The following is a 15,571-nucleotide window of genomic DNA, read 5'->3' on the forward strand; positions in this document are numbered from 1 at the left end:
CAAACTCCTCCCTCTGGGACCGTGACTTCGTCACTTGCGCCCTATTGACACCAAATACCGCTCCCTTCGCAAGCAGCCTGGGGCCGGTATCGACTAATGATCTATGCGCCTCTTGAAGATGCGTTCGGGCCTGCTCAAGAAAGAGGCACGTCGATGGTGCAGACCACCCCCGTCGGCTCGTAGATGAGCCGCACGTCGCCGTTGAGCTCCCGCGCCAGGCCGTCCTGGATCAGCCGCGAGCCGAAGCCCTTGCGCGCGGGCGGGGTGACGGGCGGCCCGCCGTGCTCCTCCCAGCGCATGACCAGCCGCGCGCCCGACGAGGCCCGCAGGGTCGACCAGGAGACCTGCACCCGGCCCTCGGGGACGCCCAGGGCGCCGTACTTGGCCGCGTTGGTGCACAATTCGTGCAGGGCCATGGAGAGGCTGAGCGCCATGGCGGGCGATACGCGCAGATCGGGTCCGTCGATGCTGATCCGGCAGCTTTCCTCGGAGGGGTCCCGGTAAGCCGCGAAGGCCTCCGTCACGATCTCGCCGAGGCCCGCGCCCTGCCAGTTCTCCCGGGTGAGGATGTCGTGGCCCCGGGCCAGCGCGAAGAGGCGGGCCTCGAAGGAGGCATAGGCCGCCGGCAGGTCCTGGAGGTTGCGGCTGCGCAGGCCGCGGAAGCTCTGCGCCGCCAGGGACTGCACGGTCGCCAGCGTGTTCTTCACCCGGTGGTTCAGCTCGTTGATCAGGAGCCGCAGGCGCTCCTCGGCCCGCTTGTGCTCGGTGACGTCGATCTGGATGCCGTCCCAGATGATACCGCCGTTTTCCAGCCGCCGCGGGGTGGCGATGATGCGGTGCCAGCGGATCTCCCCGGTCTTGGCATGCCGGATCTCGAACTCCTCGACGCATTCCGTCAGGGTGCGCAGGCTCTCCAGGCGCCGGTCGAGCATGCGCTGGCGATGGTGCGGCAGCACGAGGCTGTAGAGCAGGTTCGGGTTGGCCTGCGCCTCCTCGGGAGGGACGCCCGTCAGTCTCTCGCAGGTCTTCGAGATGTAGAGCACCTTCCGCTCGTCGTAGGACGGCGAATGGGAGGTCTGGTAGAACATGCAGGCCGGGGCGTTGTTGGCCAGCGCGCTGAGCCGCGCTTCGCTCGCCCGCAGCTCCTCCTCGGCGAGCCGGCGCTCGGTCCAGTCGCGGAAGCTGACGCCGATGCCGCCGTTATACGGGAAGACATGGAATTCGAGAAAGCGCCCCTGGCGCCCGACGGCCTCCGATTCGAAGGAGGCCGGAGCGCCGGTTTCGAACACCGCCTCGTAGCGCCGGCGCAGCTCCGTGCCCTCCGATTCGGGGAACACGTCCCAGATCATCCGGTGGAGCATGGCCTGGCGGGGAACGCCGAAATAGGTTTCTGCGGCGCGGTTGATGTAGGTGAAGCGCCATTGGCCGTCGAGGGAGTAGAAGGCGTCCCCGATCCCCTCCAGCAGCACCGCGATCTGGGCGTTCACCTTCGCCTCGACCGTCTGGGCCAGCGCCTCCTGCAGGGCGTTCTCCAGGACCCCGCGCGGGCTGTCGGACACCGCAGCCACCAGATTGCTGGTGAGGTGCTCCAGGTCGGCAGGGACGGCCGCAGCCGGGCTGGGAACTCTCATGATCTCTACATCGGCGCCATGGCGAACGGATGGAATGTATCAATATTTCGCAAGGTCAACAATGCCGCGGTCATCCCCATCGACGGCTGCCCCGCCGACCGGCGGCAGCCGGCGCGGCGAGGGCCATGGCGCAGGGCGGGGGAGCCGATCAGGACTCGGCCTGGGCGCGGCTGCCGTCGATGGCCTGGTTCTTGGGAATGCTGAAGACTTCCGCAGCGCAGATGAGAGTGAAGAGACAGATCACCCCGCCGATCTCGGCCACGCTGACCAACGCGGAGGAGAGATCGCCGACATACACGAAGGCGCCCGTTACGAGCGCGACGATGACAGCCCAGAACATCATGGGCCCTTCCCCTGGCTTATCTTGTGCGGCTGCATAACGGCCAAGGCGTAAATAAGTTCCTAGACCGTGGCGGATTGATTCCCGAATCTTTCGTTCCCCGCAAGAGGTTTCGCACCATATTTCAGCGGGATGAGGAAAGATTCGCGACGGCCCGGCTCATGCGCGCTCGAAGCACGGAGGCGGTGAGGTCGCTGACCCGCCCCGATCCCTCGCTCCTGGACGAGGCCCGCGCGGCTGCGGCCCGGGGGGAGGAGGCCCATGGGCGCTTCCTGGCCCGCCTTGCGGCCCTGCGCGAGATCGAGCAGGCGGCGCCATTCCGGCCGCTGCCCTGGACGGGCAGGCTGCGGGTGGCGGCCTTCAACGCCGAGCGCCTGAAGGACCGCCCGGCGGCGCGGCGCCTCATGCGCCAGGCGGGCGCCGCCGTGACCCTGCTGAGCGAGGTGGACCTCGGCATGGCGCGCTCCGGCAACACCCACAACCTGCGCGATCTCACCGCCGGGACGGGGGAGGGCTATCTCTACGGCGTCGAGTTCGTGGAACTCGATCTCGGGAGCCGGGACGAGATCGGGCGCTGCGCCGGCCGCCGCAACGCCCTCGGCTTCCACGGCAACGCGATCGTCAGCGCCCATGCCCTGGAGCGGCCGCACCTGATCCCCCTGGAGGAGAACGGCCTGTGGTTTCGGGGCATGGGCGGCGTGCAGCGGCGGATCGGCGGGCGCATGGCGCTCGCGGCCCGCCTGGCCGGCGCCCCGAAGCCCCTGTGGGTCGTGAGCACCCATCTCGAGAGCAAGACCGATCCGGCCGACCGCCGGGCGCAGATCCGCGCCCTGCTCGCGGGGCTGGAGGCGTTCGCGCCCGGCGAGGCCTGCGTGATCGGCGGCGACTTCAATACCAAAGCCCTGCCGCGCGGGGAGGACGAGCGCCATCTCCTGCTGCAGGAGCCCGAACGGTTCGAGCCGCTCTTCGCCGATCTGCGGGAGGCCGGCTTCGCATGGGCCTGCGCCAACCTCGCCCTGCCGACCCAGACGCCCGGCCCCACGAACAAGCACGAGCCGCCCTTCGGCAAGCTCGACTGGCTCGTGGTGCGCGGCCTCGAGGCGGCCAATCCGCAGGTGATCGCGGCGGTGGACGAGGCGGGCAGGGCGATATCGGACCACGAGATGATCGCGGTCGACATCGCCCTGTGAAGGCGTCAGATGACGAAGAAGTCCGACGCTTTGAGCGCCAGTCCCTTGGAGAGGGTGGCGATCTCCACCGCCTTGCCCTTGCCGGAGCCGTCCGCGTCGTAGAGCAGCACGCCCTTGGCCTTGTCGTAGATGAGGTGGTCGTCCTTGTCCTTGGCCTTGGAGCCGGTGGCAAAGAGGCTGCTCTTCAGGGCTGCGGGCTTGTCCACCGAGCCCGCCTTGCCGAGCTTGGCGAACACGGCGTTGTCGAGCCAGATCGCATCGTCCTTCACGGAGAAGTCGCTGATCGTATCCCGGTTGCTGCGGGCGTTCGGCTTGGTGTCGAACACGAACGCGTCCTCGCCCGCACCGCCCGTAAGCGTGTCCTTGCCGAGGCCCCCATAGAGCACATCCTTGCTCGTGCCGCCGGTGAGCCGGTCGGCGCCGGCGCTGCCCATGAGCGTCTCGACAGGGATGTTGCTCACGCTGACGGTGAAGGCCTTGTCGACGGCGAGGCCGCCTTGGTCGGTGATCCGCACCACCACGGTATGGGAGGTCGCCGCCTCATGGTCGATCGGGGCGCCGTTCGCCACGACCAGCCGGTTGCCCGAGATGGCAAAGCGGCCGCCGGCACTGTCGACGAGGTCCAGGGTAAAGCCGTCCTCGATGTTCGGGTCCACCACCGAGAAATCGCCGACGACCGTGCCCGTGCCGGCGTTCTCCTGCACCGAGTTCCTGGCCAGGGATGCGTCAGGCCGTTGCAGGACGTGGGTGCCGACAACATCGGTGACCTCGCGAAACCCCTGATCGTAGAGCTTCTGGCGTTCGGCCAGGGTGAAGACGTCCTCGACGAGAACGAGCGTGATGTTCTGCGCGGCAGCCCGCGTCAGGAGCGCCGTTGCCTTGTCGTCGAAGACGAGGGAGGTGGGGCCCGCGTCCGAAACCGTGATGGCCTCGATGCCGGAGAGCGTCAGTGCCGAGAAGTCGTAGCTGCCCGATTGCAGGCGCAGCTCGTCGATCCCGGCGCCGCCTCGAATCGCGATGACCCCCGCCAGCGTGGATTCATTGGCCTCGATGACGTCGTTTCCGCTGGAGCCCTGGATGATCTCGATCCCCGTCAGGACGTCCGGCGCCGTGAGATCGAACGTGCCGCCCTCGAGCATCCGGAGGGTGTCGATGCCGCCGCCGGCTTCCAGGCTGTCGCCGGTTTCAAGGCCGCCGTTCACGACATAGAAGGTTTCGTTGGCCGCCGAGCCGATGCTGTACTCCTGACCCTCGCCGAAAGCCGTGGTGTAGCTGTAGACGCGCTGATAGACGCCAGCGCCCGAACCGTCCTGGTTCTCGGAGGTCCATGTCACGATCCAACTGCCATCCACTCCCGAGGTGACGTTCGAGCCGTATTGATCGGACTGCGTGGTGGTGTTGACCCGTTGCTCGCCGCCCACAGGCATGCCGTTGCTGTCGTATCGCTGCTGATAGATGCCCGAACCGGAACCATCTTGGTCACCCGAAGTCCAAGTGACGACCCAGCCGCCGTCCGGCATCGCCGCGATGCTGGATTTTTCCTGGGAGGCAACGGTGGTCGTATTGACCTTCTGTTCACCGCCTCTCGGAGATCCATTGGCGTTATAGCGCTGCTGGTAAACGCCATACTCGGATCCGTCCTGCTCCGAGGAGGTCCATGTCACGACCCAGCCGCCATCGGTGAGAGCGACCACTTCGGGGAGAGACTGGTCGCCTGCCGCGTAGGTATTGACGATCTGCTCGCCTCCAACGCGGCCTCCTCCGGCATTGTAACGCTGCTGAAAGATGTCGGTGGTCGAGCCATTCGAGGAGGTCCATGTCACGACCCAGCCGCCATCGGCGAGCGTCGTGATGCTCGGACTGGATTGATCGGATTGGAGTGTGGTGTTGACCCTCTCGTCCGTCGTGAGGAGAGGATTTCCATTGGAATCGTAGCGCTGCTGGTAGATCCCCCAGCCGGAGCCGTCCTGATCTCTGGATGTCCAGGTCACGACCCAGCCCCCGAAGGGGAGGGCCGTCACCGTCGGCTCGGCCTGCTGATCCGCCGTGAAGGTGTTGACCCTCACCTCGCCGTCACGCGCCGTTCCATCGGCCCTGTATCGCTGCTGGTAGATCTCGGCCTCGGACCCGTCCGGGCTGTAGGACGTCCATGTCACGATCCAACCGCCATCGACCAGTGCGGTAACGCTCGGGTCGGCTTGGCTGCCTGCCGTCGTCGTGTTGACCCGCTGCTCACCGCCGATCGGCGTGCCGTCGGCGTAGTATTGCTGCTGGTAGATGCCGTAGCCGTCGCCATCCTGGTTCTCGGACGTCCAGGTCACGATCCAGTTGTTGTTGCTGAGCATCGTGATGCTCGAAGCATCCTGAACACCGTCGGTATGGGTGTTCACCCGCTGCTCGGCCCCGAACCGAAAGACTTTCGCCAACATCCTCGCCCCCATTTTGCTGCCGGCCCAGGCTTCCGGTTGAGAGTTTCGGCCTGTGTCACCGGCGTTGAGCACCTCGTATACACTGTCAGGACTGGCTTTTAGATATGTTAAAACGTAGCAGGGCGTGTGCCGCCCTCTGCAGCGACCGACGTTCAGAATCCATCTTGACACCGCACCGCTCTTAGAGTACAAAACGTGAACACTGACGAAGTGTGAATGAGGAACCCCCGCCCATTCGCTCCTTCGCCAAAACCTCCGCCGCCCAGAGCCCCCGCCTGGGCGGTTTTTTGTTGGCTTTGGTCATGCCTCAGAGAATCGAGATCGACGACGAGCGGAAGCGGCAGGCCTGGGAGATCTATGCCCGCCAGCCGGACAAGCACCTGCCCGAAATCCGGGCTTTTCTCGGAGTCAGTGCGGGCACCTTCGTGCGGATGCGCAAGCGCTGGGGCTGGCCGCAGCGCCAGGTCGCCCTGAACGAGAACGCCCTGAGCAAAGCGGCGAAGGACGAGGGCGGTGTTGCCGGTCTTGCGAAGGCCGCCGCCGCCTCCGTCCACGATGCCGCCCGCGCCCTGGCGCAGGCCACGCGGGCGCAGATCGCCACGCTCATGGACGAGCAGCGCACCGGCCGCGCCAACGATCATGACAAGACCGCCCGCAGGCTCGCGTCCTATGCCAAGACGCTGGCAGCCGCACGGGCGCTTGTGGAACAGGAAAGTTCACCGCTCGATGACAGCGAGCCTCATGACAACAGACCCCGGCGCAGCCTCCACGAGCTGCGCGAGGAGCTTTCTCGCCACCTTGACCGGGTTATCGCGGAGGAGGAGGCTCGCGGAGGCGACGGCCTCCTGGTGTGAGGCCGATTTCGAGCGCGTGCTGCGCTTCTGGCCCCTGCGCTGCCGGCCCGAGCAGCGGCTTCCGGGCTTGGCCCGGCAACATGACCCCTGGACGATCTGGCTCATCCTCGGCGGACGCGGCGCGGGCAAGACCCGCGCGGGCGCCGAATGGGTGCGCGGCCTCGCGCTCGGCGAGCCCGATGTCGCCGACGGTGCCGTGCGCCGCATTGCGCTCGTCGGCGAGACTTTTTCCGATGCGCGCAACGTGATGGTGGAGGGGCCTTCCGGCATCCTCGCCGTGCACGAGCGCCACGAGCGCCCCGCCTGGTCGCCGTCCCTGCGCAAGCTCGAATGGGCGAACGGCGCGGTGGCGCACGTGTTCTCGGCGGAGGACCCGGACTCCCTGCGAGGGCCCCAATTCGAGGCCGCCTGGGCGGACGAGCTCGCCAAGTGGCGGCACGTGGAGGAAACCTGGGACATGCTGCAGTTCGGCCTTCGCCTCGGCGCGCATCCGCGCCAGATGGTGACGACCACGCCGCGGCCGATCCCGATCCTGAAACGCTTCCTCGCCGACCCTTCGGTGGCGGTGTCGCGGGTGCGGACTGCTGAGAATGCGGAGAACCTCGCGCCGGCCTTTCTCGATGCGGTGGTGCGCCGCTATGCGGGCACGCGCCTCGGGCGGCAGGAGCTCGACGGCGACATCGTCGAGGACCGCCCCGATGCCCTGTGGACCCGGGACGCGATCGAGATGAACCGGATCGACGACGCGCCGCCGCTTCAGCGCATCGTCGTGGCGGTCGATCCGCCTGCGTCTTCGTCGAAGCGCGCCGATGCCTGCGGGATCGTGGCGGCGGGCGTGGACGAGGGCGGCACGGCCTATGTGCTGGAGGATGCGACGGCGTCGGGCCTGAAGCCGCCCGAATGGGCCGCGAAGGCCGTGGCGCTCTACCGCCGTCTGCAGGCGGACGCGCTCGTGGTCGAGACCAACCAGGGCGGCGAGATGGCCATGGGCGTGATCCGCGAAGTCGATTCCACGGTTCCGGTGGTGGGCGTGCGCGCCACCCGGGGCAAGTACCTGCGCGCCGAGCCGGTCTCCGTGCTCTATGCGCAGAACCGCGTGCGCCATGTGGGCGCGCTGCCGGAGCTGGAGGACGAGCTGTGCGATTTCGGCCCCGGCGGCCTCACTTCGGGCCGCTCGCCCGACCGCCTGGATGCCCTCGTCTGGGCGCTCTCCGAGCTGATGCTGCGCGAGCGGCACGAGCCGCGGGTGCGGGTGCTTTGAAAAAAGAACGCCCCAGCCGAAGGTCTGTGTTCACGCACGGCTCCGGCCAGGGCGCCGTGACTCCCGTAGGGGCAAAAGATGGGGTCACGCGTCTTAAGCTAAGCTGTTCCCCGCATTCCTCAAGCCTCCTGAAGGGGTGAGTCTTTCGAGCTAGGCCGGCGCGAAGGAGGCATTGCGCTCCGGCTGCAGGCCAGGGCGGATGGCAGTTCATCCGTGCCGATCCGCCCTGCCATGGCCTCGTGCCGTCCCAGAGGACGGGCGGCAGAGTCTGAAGAAAACCGATGGTCGCGCCAGCCAGGAGGCGAGGCCAACCTGGCTGGCGCGTGAATGTCGCCGGGTGCCCCCCGCAACATCTTGAAATTACCTTGAGACATGTGACCGGCCAATGACGAAACCTGCGAAACTGCACCCATTTTGCTCACGGCCTGCGGAATTTGCCGGCATGCTGAATCGAGGGTTAGCACGGAGGTCTCGGCGCTGCGCATCCCCATCCCCTCCGATGACGGCGCCGTCTCCGGCTGGGGACACCCTGGCAACGAGGAGCTTTTCATGCTGAACCGATTGACCCGCTGGCTGCAGGCTCCGCCCGAGGCCAAGGCCTCGCGCGTGCAGGGCGCCATCGCGCTCTACGTGGCCGGACGAGCCGTGTGGACGCCGCGCGATTATGCGGCGCTCGCCCGCGAGGGTTTCCAGAAGAACGCCATCGTGCACCGGGCCGTGCGGCTGGTGAGCGAGGCGGCGGCCTCGCTGCCGCTCGCGCTCAAGAGCGAGGGACGGGAGATCGCCGCGCATCCGCTGCTGGCGCTGCTCGCGCGGCCCAATGCGCGGGAGGGCGGGCAGCGCTTCCTCGAGAGCCTCTACGGGCACCTCATGGTCTCGGGCAACGCCTATGTGGAGGCCGTGTCCCTCGACGGCGTGCCGCAGGAGCTTCACGCGCTGCGCCCCGACCGGATGCGCGTGGTGCCCGACGCCGACGGCTGGCCCGCGGCCTACGAATATGCGGTCGGCACGCAGGCCGTGCGCTTCGCGATCCGCGAGGACGAGGCGATGCCGCCGATCCTGCACCTCACGCTCTTCCATCCGGCGGACGATCATTACGGATTGTCGCCGATGGAGGCCGCCGCCACGGCGCTCGATATCCACAACGCGGCGGGCGCGTGGAACAAGGCGCTGCTCGACAACGCGGCACGCCCCTCCGGCGCGCTCGTGGTCGGCGGCGCCACGCTCACCGATGCGCAGTTCGAGCGGCTCAAGGGCGAGCTGGAGGCGAACTACCAGGGCGCCGGCAATGCGGGCCGCCCGCTGCTGCTCGAGGGCGGCCTCGACTGGAAGCCGCTCTCGCTCTCGCCGAAGGACATGGACTTCGTGGAAGCCAAGGCCGCCGCCGCGCGGGAGATCGCGCTCGCCTTCGGCGTGCCGCCGCTGCTGCTGGGCCTGCCCGGCGACAGCACGCATGCCAACTACGCCGAGGCCAACCGCGCCTTCTACCGCCAGACGGTGATCCCGCTGGTCAAGCGCACGGCGGAAGCGCTCGCGCATTGGCTCGCGCCCGCCTGGCGCGAGGCGCTCGCCCTCGAACCCGACCTCGACGCCATCGAGGCGCTCGCCGACGAGCGCGAAAGCCTCTGGCGGCGCGTGTCGGCGGCTTCGTTCCTGAGCGACGACGAGAAGCGCGAGGCGATCGGCTACGGGCGTGCGACGGCGGGGAAGGGGAGGCGGAGGTGAGATGATCGCACCATGATGCGACACTCCCCCGTCATCACCGGCCTTGTGCCGGTGATCTCGCTGCGATGAAACGCGTCGCTTTTCCGATCGGGATGGCCGGGACAAGCCCGGCCATGACGAGAAGGGTATCATCCCGGGGCTGCGGAGCAGAACCCGGGATCGCAAGACAAGTGTGGCGCTGTCTTCACCTCTCCAGTCCCCAGTCGGGCGTTCCCGATCCGGACATCCCCCGTGCTCAAACCGGATGTTTCGGACGTGAGCACGAGGAGGGTCAGGCGTGAGGGTGGAATGACTGGGTGAAACTTTCCCGTCATGGCCGGCCTTGTGCCAGCCATCCCATGCTGCGAGACGCCCCGCTTCTCGGGTCGGGATCACCGGCACAAGGCCGGTGATGACGTCCGAATGTGGGTGAGCGCCGCGCTCCACAGACCCGACCCCCACTCTCAATCTCTCCTCACAACGGGAAGGGGAAACCTCGCTTGATCCTGAACTCGACCCCGGATCGTCGCTGCGCTCCGACCGGGCCGACATCGCTCCGGCCGGGAATGACATCCAAGCCCTCCCGGGACTTCCAGAATCCCTCTCGACGGAGTTCTTTGCGAGAACAAATCATGAACACACTCGACCAGATCACCGAGGCCGTCATCCGGCGCGGGGATCTTGCCCATCTGGCCCTGTTCGTCTGGGCCAGCGGGGCCTCCGCCCTGCTCGCCATGACCCTGCGCGACCTGTTCGCGGCGAACCGCCGGTTCGATGCGTTCGTGCGCGAGCTGTCCCTGTTCAACCGCCGCCATTCCGGAGATCCTCCATGACCCGCCTTCTCTCCCGCGCGCCGCGCAAGCCCAAGGCTGCGCGGGACGGCCAGGGCCGTGCCCAGACCGTGTTCCGCGATTTCGTGCGCCAGCTCGAGAAGCTCGATGCCAAGCCGCCCCGATCCGGGCGCAAGGCCCGGCCATGAAGCCTGCGGCTCCCCTCGTCGGCGAGCGCAAGTTTCTCGCCGAGGCGCCGAGCGCCGTGGATGCGGACGGCGTGTTCGAAGGCTATGCCAGCCTGTTCGGCGAGGCCGATCTCGGCAAGGACGTGGTGATGCCGGGCGCCTTCCGCGACAGCCTGAAGGCGCGGGGCGCGGCGCAGGTGCGGCTCCTGTGGCAGCACGACCCGGCGCAGCCCATCGGGCGCTGGCTCTCCATCGCCGAGGACCGCCGGGGCCTGCGCGTGCGCGGCCGGCTCAACCTGGCGGTGGAGCGCGCCCGCGACATCCACGCCCTCATGCGCGACGGCGCGGTGGACGGGCTGTCCATCGGCTTTCGCGTCGAGCGCGCGCGGGCGGAGCGGCCGACCGGCCTGCGCCGGCTGGAGAAGCTCGACCTGTGGGAGATCTCCGTCGTCACCTTCCCGATGCTGCCCGGCGCACGCGTCGAGACCGTGAAGCAGGCCGCGCCGAACCTCGCCGCCAGCATCCGCCGGGCGGCCGTCCGACTATTGTCCTGAACCTTGTCCGTGGGAACGCGTTACCCGAGAGCCCGCACGGATGCGGAAGCTGCGGGCCCTTTTCTTGGAGGAAGGTGTCTGTCTCCGCTTGTCTCGGGAGGTTTCCATGAAGAAGCTTGCTTTCGTCGCGCTCCTCGGTCTCGCGGCAGCCGCCTGCACGACCACGGAAGAGCGGATCGGCGGCGCCGCCGTCGGCGCGGGCGTGGGCGCGGTCGCAGGACCCGTCGGCGCCGTGGCGGGCGGCGCGATCGGTGCTGCGACCGGTCCGGCCGTGGCCGACACGGTGCAGGCCAATACGCGTCCAGCGCGCCGCACGACCCGCCGCCGCTAACAAGTTCTCTGCAGAGCGAGGCTCATCGTCGTGCCCGGTCCCTGAGCCCTCATCCTGAGGAGGCCGTCAGGCCGTCTCGAAGGACGAGGGCGCCTCCAGAGACCGCTAGACCCTCCTTCGAGACGCAGCTGCGCTGCTCCTCAGGATGAGGTGAGAGCGTGATGAGCCAGCCCCTTAGGGAAACACGGGCCCGCCCTCCGGCGGGCCTTTTTCTTTTCAGCCTTTCAAACCGATTGATTGACATGATCCCTGTTGTTGAAACCAAGTCCGCGTCCGACGACGTCGCCTCGGCGTTCGAGGATTTCGCCCGCGCCTTCGAGGCCTTCAAGGAGGCCAACGACACGCGCCTTTCCGAGATCGAAACCCGGCTCTCGGGCGACGTGGTGACGGAGGAAAAGCTCGCCCGCATCGACGGCGCCCTCGACGAGGCCAAGCGCCGCCTCGACCGCCTCGCCCTCGACCGCTCCCGCCCGCCCCTGGGGCAGGGCGCCGACGCGCCGCGCGATCCGGCTCAAGGAGAGCACAAGGCGGCGTTCCACGCCTATATCCGCACCGGCGAGTCCGGCGGGCTGAAGCGGCTCGAGGAGAAGGCGCTCTCCGCAGGCTCCGGCCCCGACGGCGGCTATCTCGTGCCCGACGCTGTCGAGCGCGAGGTGCTGCGCCGGCTCTCCGCGGTGTCGCCCATCCGGGCCATCGCTTCGGTGCGCGTGATTTCCGGCGGCCAGTACAAGCGCGCCTTCTCCGCCTCCGGCCCGGCGACCGGCTGGGTGGGCGAGACGGCAGCCCGGCCGCAGACCGCGAGCCCTGCGCTCTCCGAGCTGAGCTTCCCGGCCATGGAGCTCTACGCCATGCCGGCGGCGACGCAGACCCTTCTCGACGACGCGGTGGTCGACATCGACCGCTGGATCGCGGAGGAGGTCGAGGCCGCCTTCGCCGAGCAGGAGGGCACCGCCTTCGTGAAGGGCGACGGCATCAACAAGCCCAAGGGCTTTCTCGCCGCCGACACGGTGGAGGAGGAGATCTGGGAATGGGGCCGCCTCGGCACCGTGAACACGGGCGGCGCAACCTTCCCCGCCAGCAACCCTTCCGACGTGCTGGTGGACCTGGTCTATGCGCTCAAGAGCGGCTACCGCCAGAACGCCGCCTTCGTGATGAACCGCAGGACGCAGAGCGCGATCCGCCGCTTCAAGGACAGCAGCGGCCAGTACCTGTGGTCGCCGCCCGCCGGGCTCGGCCAGGCCGCCACCCTGATGGGCTTCCCCGTCGTGGAGGCGGAGGACATGCCCGACATCGCGGCGAACCAATGCGCCGTCGCCTTCGGCGACTTCAAGCGCGGCTACCTCATCGTGGACCGCGCCGGCATGCGCGTGCTGCGCGATCCGTATTCCGCCAAGCCCTACGTGCTGTTCTACACCACCAAGCGCGTGGGCGGCGGCGTGCAGGACTACGCGGCGATCAAGCTGTTGAAGTTCGCGGCGTGAATCTTCCCAAAGGTCTCAGGCTTGCCCGAGACTTGTCTTTGGTCTGCCGCAAGTCGGGAACGCCCGGCTTGCGCTGGGGAGGAGGTGGAGGTGGGGGTGTGAGCGAGAGCCTATGCAGGTCTGGCGCCTGTTCACCTCTCCCTGAGGGAGAGGTCGGACCGTCAGGTCCGGGTGAGGGGTTACAGCCCTCTCCGGAGACCGCTCTCCCCCTCACCCTCGCTGTCGCTCGACCTCTCCCCGCCGCAGGTCGGGTGTTCCCGACCTGCGCCCCAGAAACGGATCTCGGGAACACCCGAGATCCGGGGAGAGGTGAAGCTGCACCGAGTTCTTGAAGCGGGGCTGCGTCAGTTCCGCGTCCACGCGCTGTTGAAGCTGCCGAGGCCGCGCATGCTCGACACGATCCAGCCGAGATGCTCGACGATGGGCGTGACGGCGGTGAGGCCGCCGCAGGCGCTGGGCTGACGGGTGCGCATGGCGCCGCTCGACCAGCTCGTGATCCCATAGAGCTGGTAGCCTGCTGCGGTGGCGGCGAGGATCGGCCCGCCGGAATCGCCGCGGCATGCGCCGGCCCCCGCGGTCTCCGCCAGCCGGTTGCGGTCCACGACGATCAGAACCCGGTTCGCCACCTCGACGGGCCCGAGCGAGACCAGGTTGGTCTGGCGCAGCGTGCGCGCCGTGCGCTTGAGGCGCTCGGAGAGCACCCCGAAGCCCGCGATGGTCACCGGATCGCCCACGTCGATCCGCCCGGCCTGCGTCGGGTCCAGGGCGAGGTAGTCGGGGCCGAGCGGGCGGTCGAGCTTGACGACGGCGAGGTCCACGCCCGGCTGGGTGCGCGGCGTGGTGCCGGGCACGAAGGTGGGATGGATCGCGAGCGCCGCCACCGCGAAGCGCTGCGGCCTGAAGGCCCGGTTGAGGGCGACGACGCGATAGGCAGCGCGGTCGATGACGCAATGGGCCGCCGTGAGCACCAGATCGGGGCCGACGATCACGCCGGAGCAGAGCTCGCCCAGCGAGTTCTCGATGGACACCACGGAGCGCCTGAGCCCGTCGGGATCGCGCGATGCGACGCCCTGCAGAACGGCCCAGGCCGGGCTTGCCAGAAGGGTGAGGACAGCCAAGGCGAGAAGGGGCAGTGCGCGCATGGAACGATGGTGCCGTGAGGAGGGAGGATGTTTCTAAGGCAAGCTCTCACGGCCAAGGATAGTTCCGTAACATTATGAATTTCTAAAGCATCGGACCCACAAGTGGACGCCACTTTTGGGATCGGATCCGATGCTTCGTTATTGAAGGAGAGCATCGTGTGCTCGGAAGACCGGGACCATTTTTCGCTGGCGCGGCCCGCTGGGTCCGCACGATGCTCTACCCGTTGCCGAGCCACAAGGCTGCGCGGTTCCAGCCCTTCAGAATGCGGTCGATCCACTCGCGCTGAGGGCCGACGAGGATGCCCTGGGTGAGCCCGCCGCAGCTCATGCCCCTGGCCGGCGACGACCAGCTCGTGATCGCCGCCACGGCGCCCGCAAGCGCCATGGGGCCGCCCGAATCGCCCTGGCAGGCGCCGGCCGTGCCGGACCCCTCGGCCCAGAGCAGGATGCGGCTCGGGCCATAGGGCTCCACGGCCGTGAGCGCCGCCGTGCGGAACGTGCCGGTGCTCTTCGCGTCGCCCTCGCGGGCCAGGCCGTAGCCGCCGACGATAACCGCGCTGTTCTCCGCAACGCGCGATGCGGTGAGCGTGGCGCGCTCGAATCTCGTGGGCAGGGGCTCGGGCGTGCGCAGCAGGGCGAGATCGACGGAGCGCCGGCGCGTCTCGACCGCCTTGGCGTCGTAGCCCGGATGCACCGCCTTCGCGGCGGGCGCGATCAGCACGGGCTCGCCGCCCTCGTCGCGGAAATGCACCCGGTGCTCGGCCGCGCCCGTGACGCAATGGGCGGCAGTGAGCACCACGTCCCTGTCCAGCACCACCGCGCTGCAGACGCCGCCGTTCGAGCTCAGCACCATCACGCTCTGCCGGGCGAGGGGGCCGTCATGCGGCGCGCCCCCGAGGATGGCGCGGGCCTCTCCCGCCGGGAGAGAGGCGACAAGGCAGAGCGCGAGCAGACGTTTCATCACTTCAGAGGATTCCCGTTTGACGATGATACCCATATTCATCGACGGCCCCGCCGTCGAGCCCGTCAGCCTCGCCGAGATGAAGGCCTATCTGCGCGTCGACGACGACGGGCAGGACGAGCTGATCGCAGGCCTCGTCAAGGCGGCGCGGCTCACGGTCGAGGCCGCCTCGCGGCGCATCCTCGTGGAGCAGCGCTGGCGCGTGGTGCTCGACCGCTGGCCCCATGGCGGCACGATCCTGCTGCCGCTCTCGCCGCTGATCGCGGTGGAGGGCATCACGGTCACGGATGCCGAGGGCAATGCCGTCGCGCTTCCGGCAGGCGCCTACGAAACGGATGCGTTGAGCGACCCGCCGCGCATCGCGGTCTCCGGCGCGCCGGAGCCGGGACGGGCGCGCAACGGCATCTCGATCGCCCTGCGCGTGGGCTTCGGCACCGCGCCCGATTCCGTGCCCGCGAGCCTGAGGCTCGCCATCCGCATCCTCGTCGCGCATTGGTTCGAGAACCGCGGCGACATGACGGGCGAGCAGATCCTGCCGCCCGAGGCTTTCGCTCTCGTCGCGCCGTTTCAAAGGGCGCGGCTGTGACGTTTCTCCGCTGCCTTTCCCGCGATCCTGATTTCATCGATCTGTCCATCCTCAACCCTCATCCTGAGGAGCAGCGACGCTGCGTCTCGAAGGAGAGTCCAGAGAGCACGGGAAGCATCCTTCGAGACGGATTGCTGGCGCAATCCTCC

15 protein-coding genes are annotated in these 15,571 nt (G+C 68.3%); 10 read left to right on the forward strand and 5 right to left on the reverse strand.

From position 1 onward, the window contains the following. Window positions 1-134 precede the first annotated feature (134 nt). A complete protein-coding gene (locus tag GR303_RS18465) occupies window positions 135-1,631 on the reverse strand; it encodes a sensor histidine kinase (protein ID WP_161723159.1) in 1,497 nt (498 codons plus the stop codon). 148 nt (window positions 1,632-1,779) lie between these two features. Beyond that, complete coding sequence (locus tag GR303_RS18470) at window positions 1,780-1,974, reverse strand: hypothetical protein (RefSeq protein ID WP_161723160.1); 195 nt, start codon at window positions 1,972-1,974, stop codon at window positions 1,780-1,782. 158 nt (window positions 1,975-2,132) lie between these two features. Between GR303_RS18470 and GR303_RS18475 the strand changes: the two genes are divergently transcribed. Next, a complete protein-coding gene (locus GR303_RS18475; RefSeq protein WP_161723161.1) occupies window positions 2,133-3,161 on the forward strand; it encodes an endonuclease/exonuclease/phosphatase family protein in 1,029 nt (342 codons plus the stop codon). Between the two features lie 5 nt (window positions 3,162-3,166). Here GR303_RS18475 and GR303_RS18480 read toward each other — a convergent pair whose 3' ends face one another. After that, window positions 3,167-5,590, reverse strand: coding sequence for a hypothetical protein (locus GR303_RS18480; RefSeq protein ID WP_161723162.1), 2,424 nt, complete (start codon window positions 5,588-5,590; stop codon window positions 3,167-3,169). A gap of 302 nt (window positions 5,591-5,892) precedes the next feature. Here GR303_RS18480 and GR303_RS18485 point away from each other — a divergent pair, with 302 nt between their 5' ends. The 8 genes from GR303_RS18485 (at window position 5,893) to GR303_RS18520 (ending at window position 12,733) form a co-directional block, all read left to right on the forward strand. Next, a complete protein-coding gene (locus GR303_RS18485) occupies window positions 5,893-6,444 on the forward strand; it encodes a hypothetical protein (RefSeq protein ID WP_161723163.1) in 552 nt (183 codons plus the stop codon). Beyond that, window positions 6,332-7,705 carry a DNA-packaging protein gene (locus GR303_RS18490; RefSeq protein ID WP_246205591.1) on the forward strand — a complete coding sequence of 458 codons (1,374 nt, stop codon included), beginning with the start codon at window positions 6,332-6,334 and terminating at the stop codon, window positions 7,703-7,705. Before GR303_RS18485 ends, GR303_RS18490 begins: the two co-directional genes overlap by 113 nt. Before the next feature lie 549 nt (window positions 7,706-8,254). After that, window positions 8,255-9,430, forward strand: a complete 1,176-nt coding sequence (locus GR303_RS18495; protein ID WP_161723164.1) for a phage portal protein — start codon at window positions 8,255-8,257, stop codon at window positions 9,428-9,430. A 611-nt stretch (window positions 9,431-10,041) separates the two neighbouring features. Next, entirely contained in the window at window positions 10,042-10,242 is a 201-nt protein-coding gene (locus GR303_RS18500; RefSeq protein WP_161723165.1) for a hypothetical protein, read from the forward strand. Beyond that, window positions 10,239-10,388 carry a hypothetical protein gene (locus tag GR303_RS18505; protein WP_161723166.1) on the forward strand — a complete coding sequence of 50 codons (150 nt, stop codon included), beginning with the start codon at window positions 10,239-10,241 and terminating at the stop codon, window positions 10,386-10,388. The genes GR303_RS18500 and GR303_RS18505 overlap by 4 nt, the downstream gene beginning before the upstream one ends. After that, a complete protein-coding gene (locus tag GR303_RS18510; protein ID WP_161723167.1) occupies window positions 10,385-10,921 on the forward strand; it encodes an HK97 family phage prohead protease in 537 nt (178 codons plus the stop codon). Before GR303_RS18505 ends, GR303_RS18510 begins: the two co-directional genes overlap by 4 nt. A 106-nt stretch (window positions 10,922-11,027) precedes the next feature. Continuing rightward, window positions 11,028-11,252: a hypothetical protein gene (locus GR303_RS18515; RefSeq protein ID WP_161723168.1), complete on the forward strand. Its 225-nt coding sequence runs from the start codon at window positions 11,028-11,030 to the stop codon at window positions 11,250-11,252. 242 nt (window positions 11,253-11,494) lie between these two features. After that, a complete protein-coding gene (locus tag GR303_RS18520) occupies window positions 11,495-12,733 on the forward strand; it encodes a phage major capsid protein (RefSeq protein WP_425487105.1) in 1,239 nt (412 codons plus the stop codon). 344 nt (window positions 12,734-13,077) lie between these two features. On the opposite strand, the gene GR303_RS18525 is transcribed toward GR303_RS18520, so the two are convergent. Both GR303_RS18525 and GR303_RS18530 read right to left on the reverse strand, forming a co-directional pair. Continuing rightward, the gene (locus tag GR303_RS18525; protein ID WP_161723170.1) at window positions 13,078-13,875 is read right to left on the reverse strand and encodes a S1 family peptidase; all 798 of its coding nucleotides are present in this window, start codon (window positions 13,873-13,875) and stop codon (window positions 13,078-13,080) included. 217 nt (window positions 13,876-14,092) lie between these two features. Continuing rightward, the gene (locus GR303_RS18530; protein WP_161723171.1) at window positions 14,093-14,836 is read right to left on the reverse strand and encodes a S1 family peptidase; all 744 of its coding nucleotides are present in this window, start codon (window positions 14,834-14,836) and stop codon (window positions 14,093-14,095) included. 25 nt (window positions 14,837-14,861) lie between these two features. Between GR303_RS18530 and GR303_RS18535 the strand changes: the two genes are divergently transcribed. Next, complete coding sequence (locus GR303_RS18535; RefSeq protein ID WP_161723172.1) at window positions 14,862-15,422, forward strand: head-tail connector protein; 561 nt, start codon at window positions 14,862-14,864, stop codon at window positions 15,420-15,422. Window positions 15,423-15,571: the final 149 nt, after the last annotated feature.

The organism is Microvirga arsenatis (genome assembly GCF_009910705.1).
Lineage (GTDB): Bacteria > Pseudomonadota > Alphaproteobacteria > Rhizobiales > Beijerinckiaceae > Microvirga > Microvirga arsenatis.

Coding starts and splice junctions, on each gene's coding strand:
- GR303_RS18465 (WP_161723159.1), bottom strand. CDS start 1,631: ATGAGAGTTCCCAGCCCGGCTGCGGCCGTCCCTGCCGACCTGGAGCAC.
- GR303_RS18485 (WP_161723163.1), top strand. CDS start 5,893: ATGCCTCAGAGAATCGAGATCGACGACGAGCGGAAGCGGCAGGCCTGG.
- GR303_RS18475 (WP_161723161.1), top strand. CDS start 2,133: ATGCGCGCTCGAAGCACGGAGGCGGTGAGGTCGCTGACCCGCCCCGAT.
- GR303_RS18495 (WP_161723164.1), top strand. CDS start 8,255: ATGCTGAACCGATTGACCCGCTGGCTGCAGGCTCCGCCCGAGGCCAAG.
- GR303_RS18535 (WP_161723172.1), top strand. CDS start 14,862: ATGATACCCATATTCATCGACGGCCCCGCCGTCGAGCCCGTCAGCCTC.
- GR303_RS18505 (WP_161723166.1), top strand. CDS start 10,239: ATGACCCGCCTTCTCTCCCGCGCGCCGCGCAAGCCCAAGGCTGCGCGG.
- GR303_RS18515 (WP_161723168.1), top strand. CDS start 11,028: ATGAAGAAGCTTGCTTTCGTCGCGCTCCTCGGTCTCGCGGCAGCCGCC.
- GR303_RS18510 (WP_161723167.1), top strand. CDS start 10,385: ATGAAGCCTGCGGCTCCCCTCGTCGGCGAGCGCAAGTTTCTCGCCGAG.
- GR303_RS18470 (WP_161723160.1), bottom strand. CDS start 1,974: ATGATGTTCTGGGCTGTCATCGTCGCGCTCGTAACGGGCGCCTTCGTG.
- GR303_RS18490 (WP_246205591.1), top strand. CDS start 6,332: ATGACAACAGACCCCGGCGCAGCCTCCACGAGCTGCGCGAGGAGCTTT.
- GR303_RS18480 (WP_161723162.1), bottom strand. CDS start 5,590: ATGTTGGCGAAAGTCTTTCGGTTCGGGGCCGAGCAGCGGGTGAACACC.
- GR303_RS18500 (WP_161723165.1), top strand. CDS start 10,042: ATGAACACACTCGACCAGATCACCGAGGCCGTCATCCGGCGCGGGGAT.
- GR303_RS18530 (WP_161723171.1), bottom strand. CDS start 14,836: ATGAAACGTCTGCTCGCGCTCTGCCTTGTCGCCTCTCTCCCGGCGGGA.
- GR303_RS18525 (WP_161723170.1), bottom strand. CDS start 13,875: ATGCGCGCACTGCCCCTTCTCGCCTTGGCTGTCCTCACCCTTCTGGCA.
- GR303_RS18520 (WP_425487105.1), top strand. CDS start 11,495: ATGATCCCTGTTGTTGAAACCAAGTCCGCGTCCGACGACGTCGCCTCG.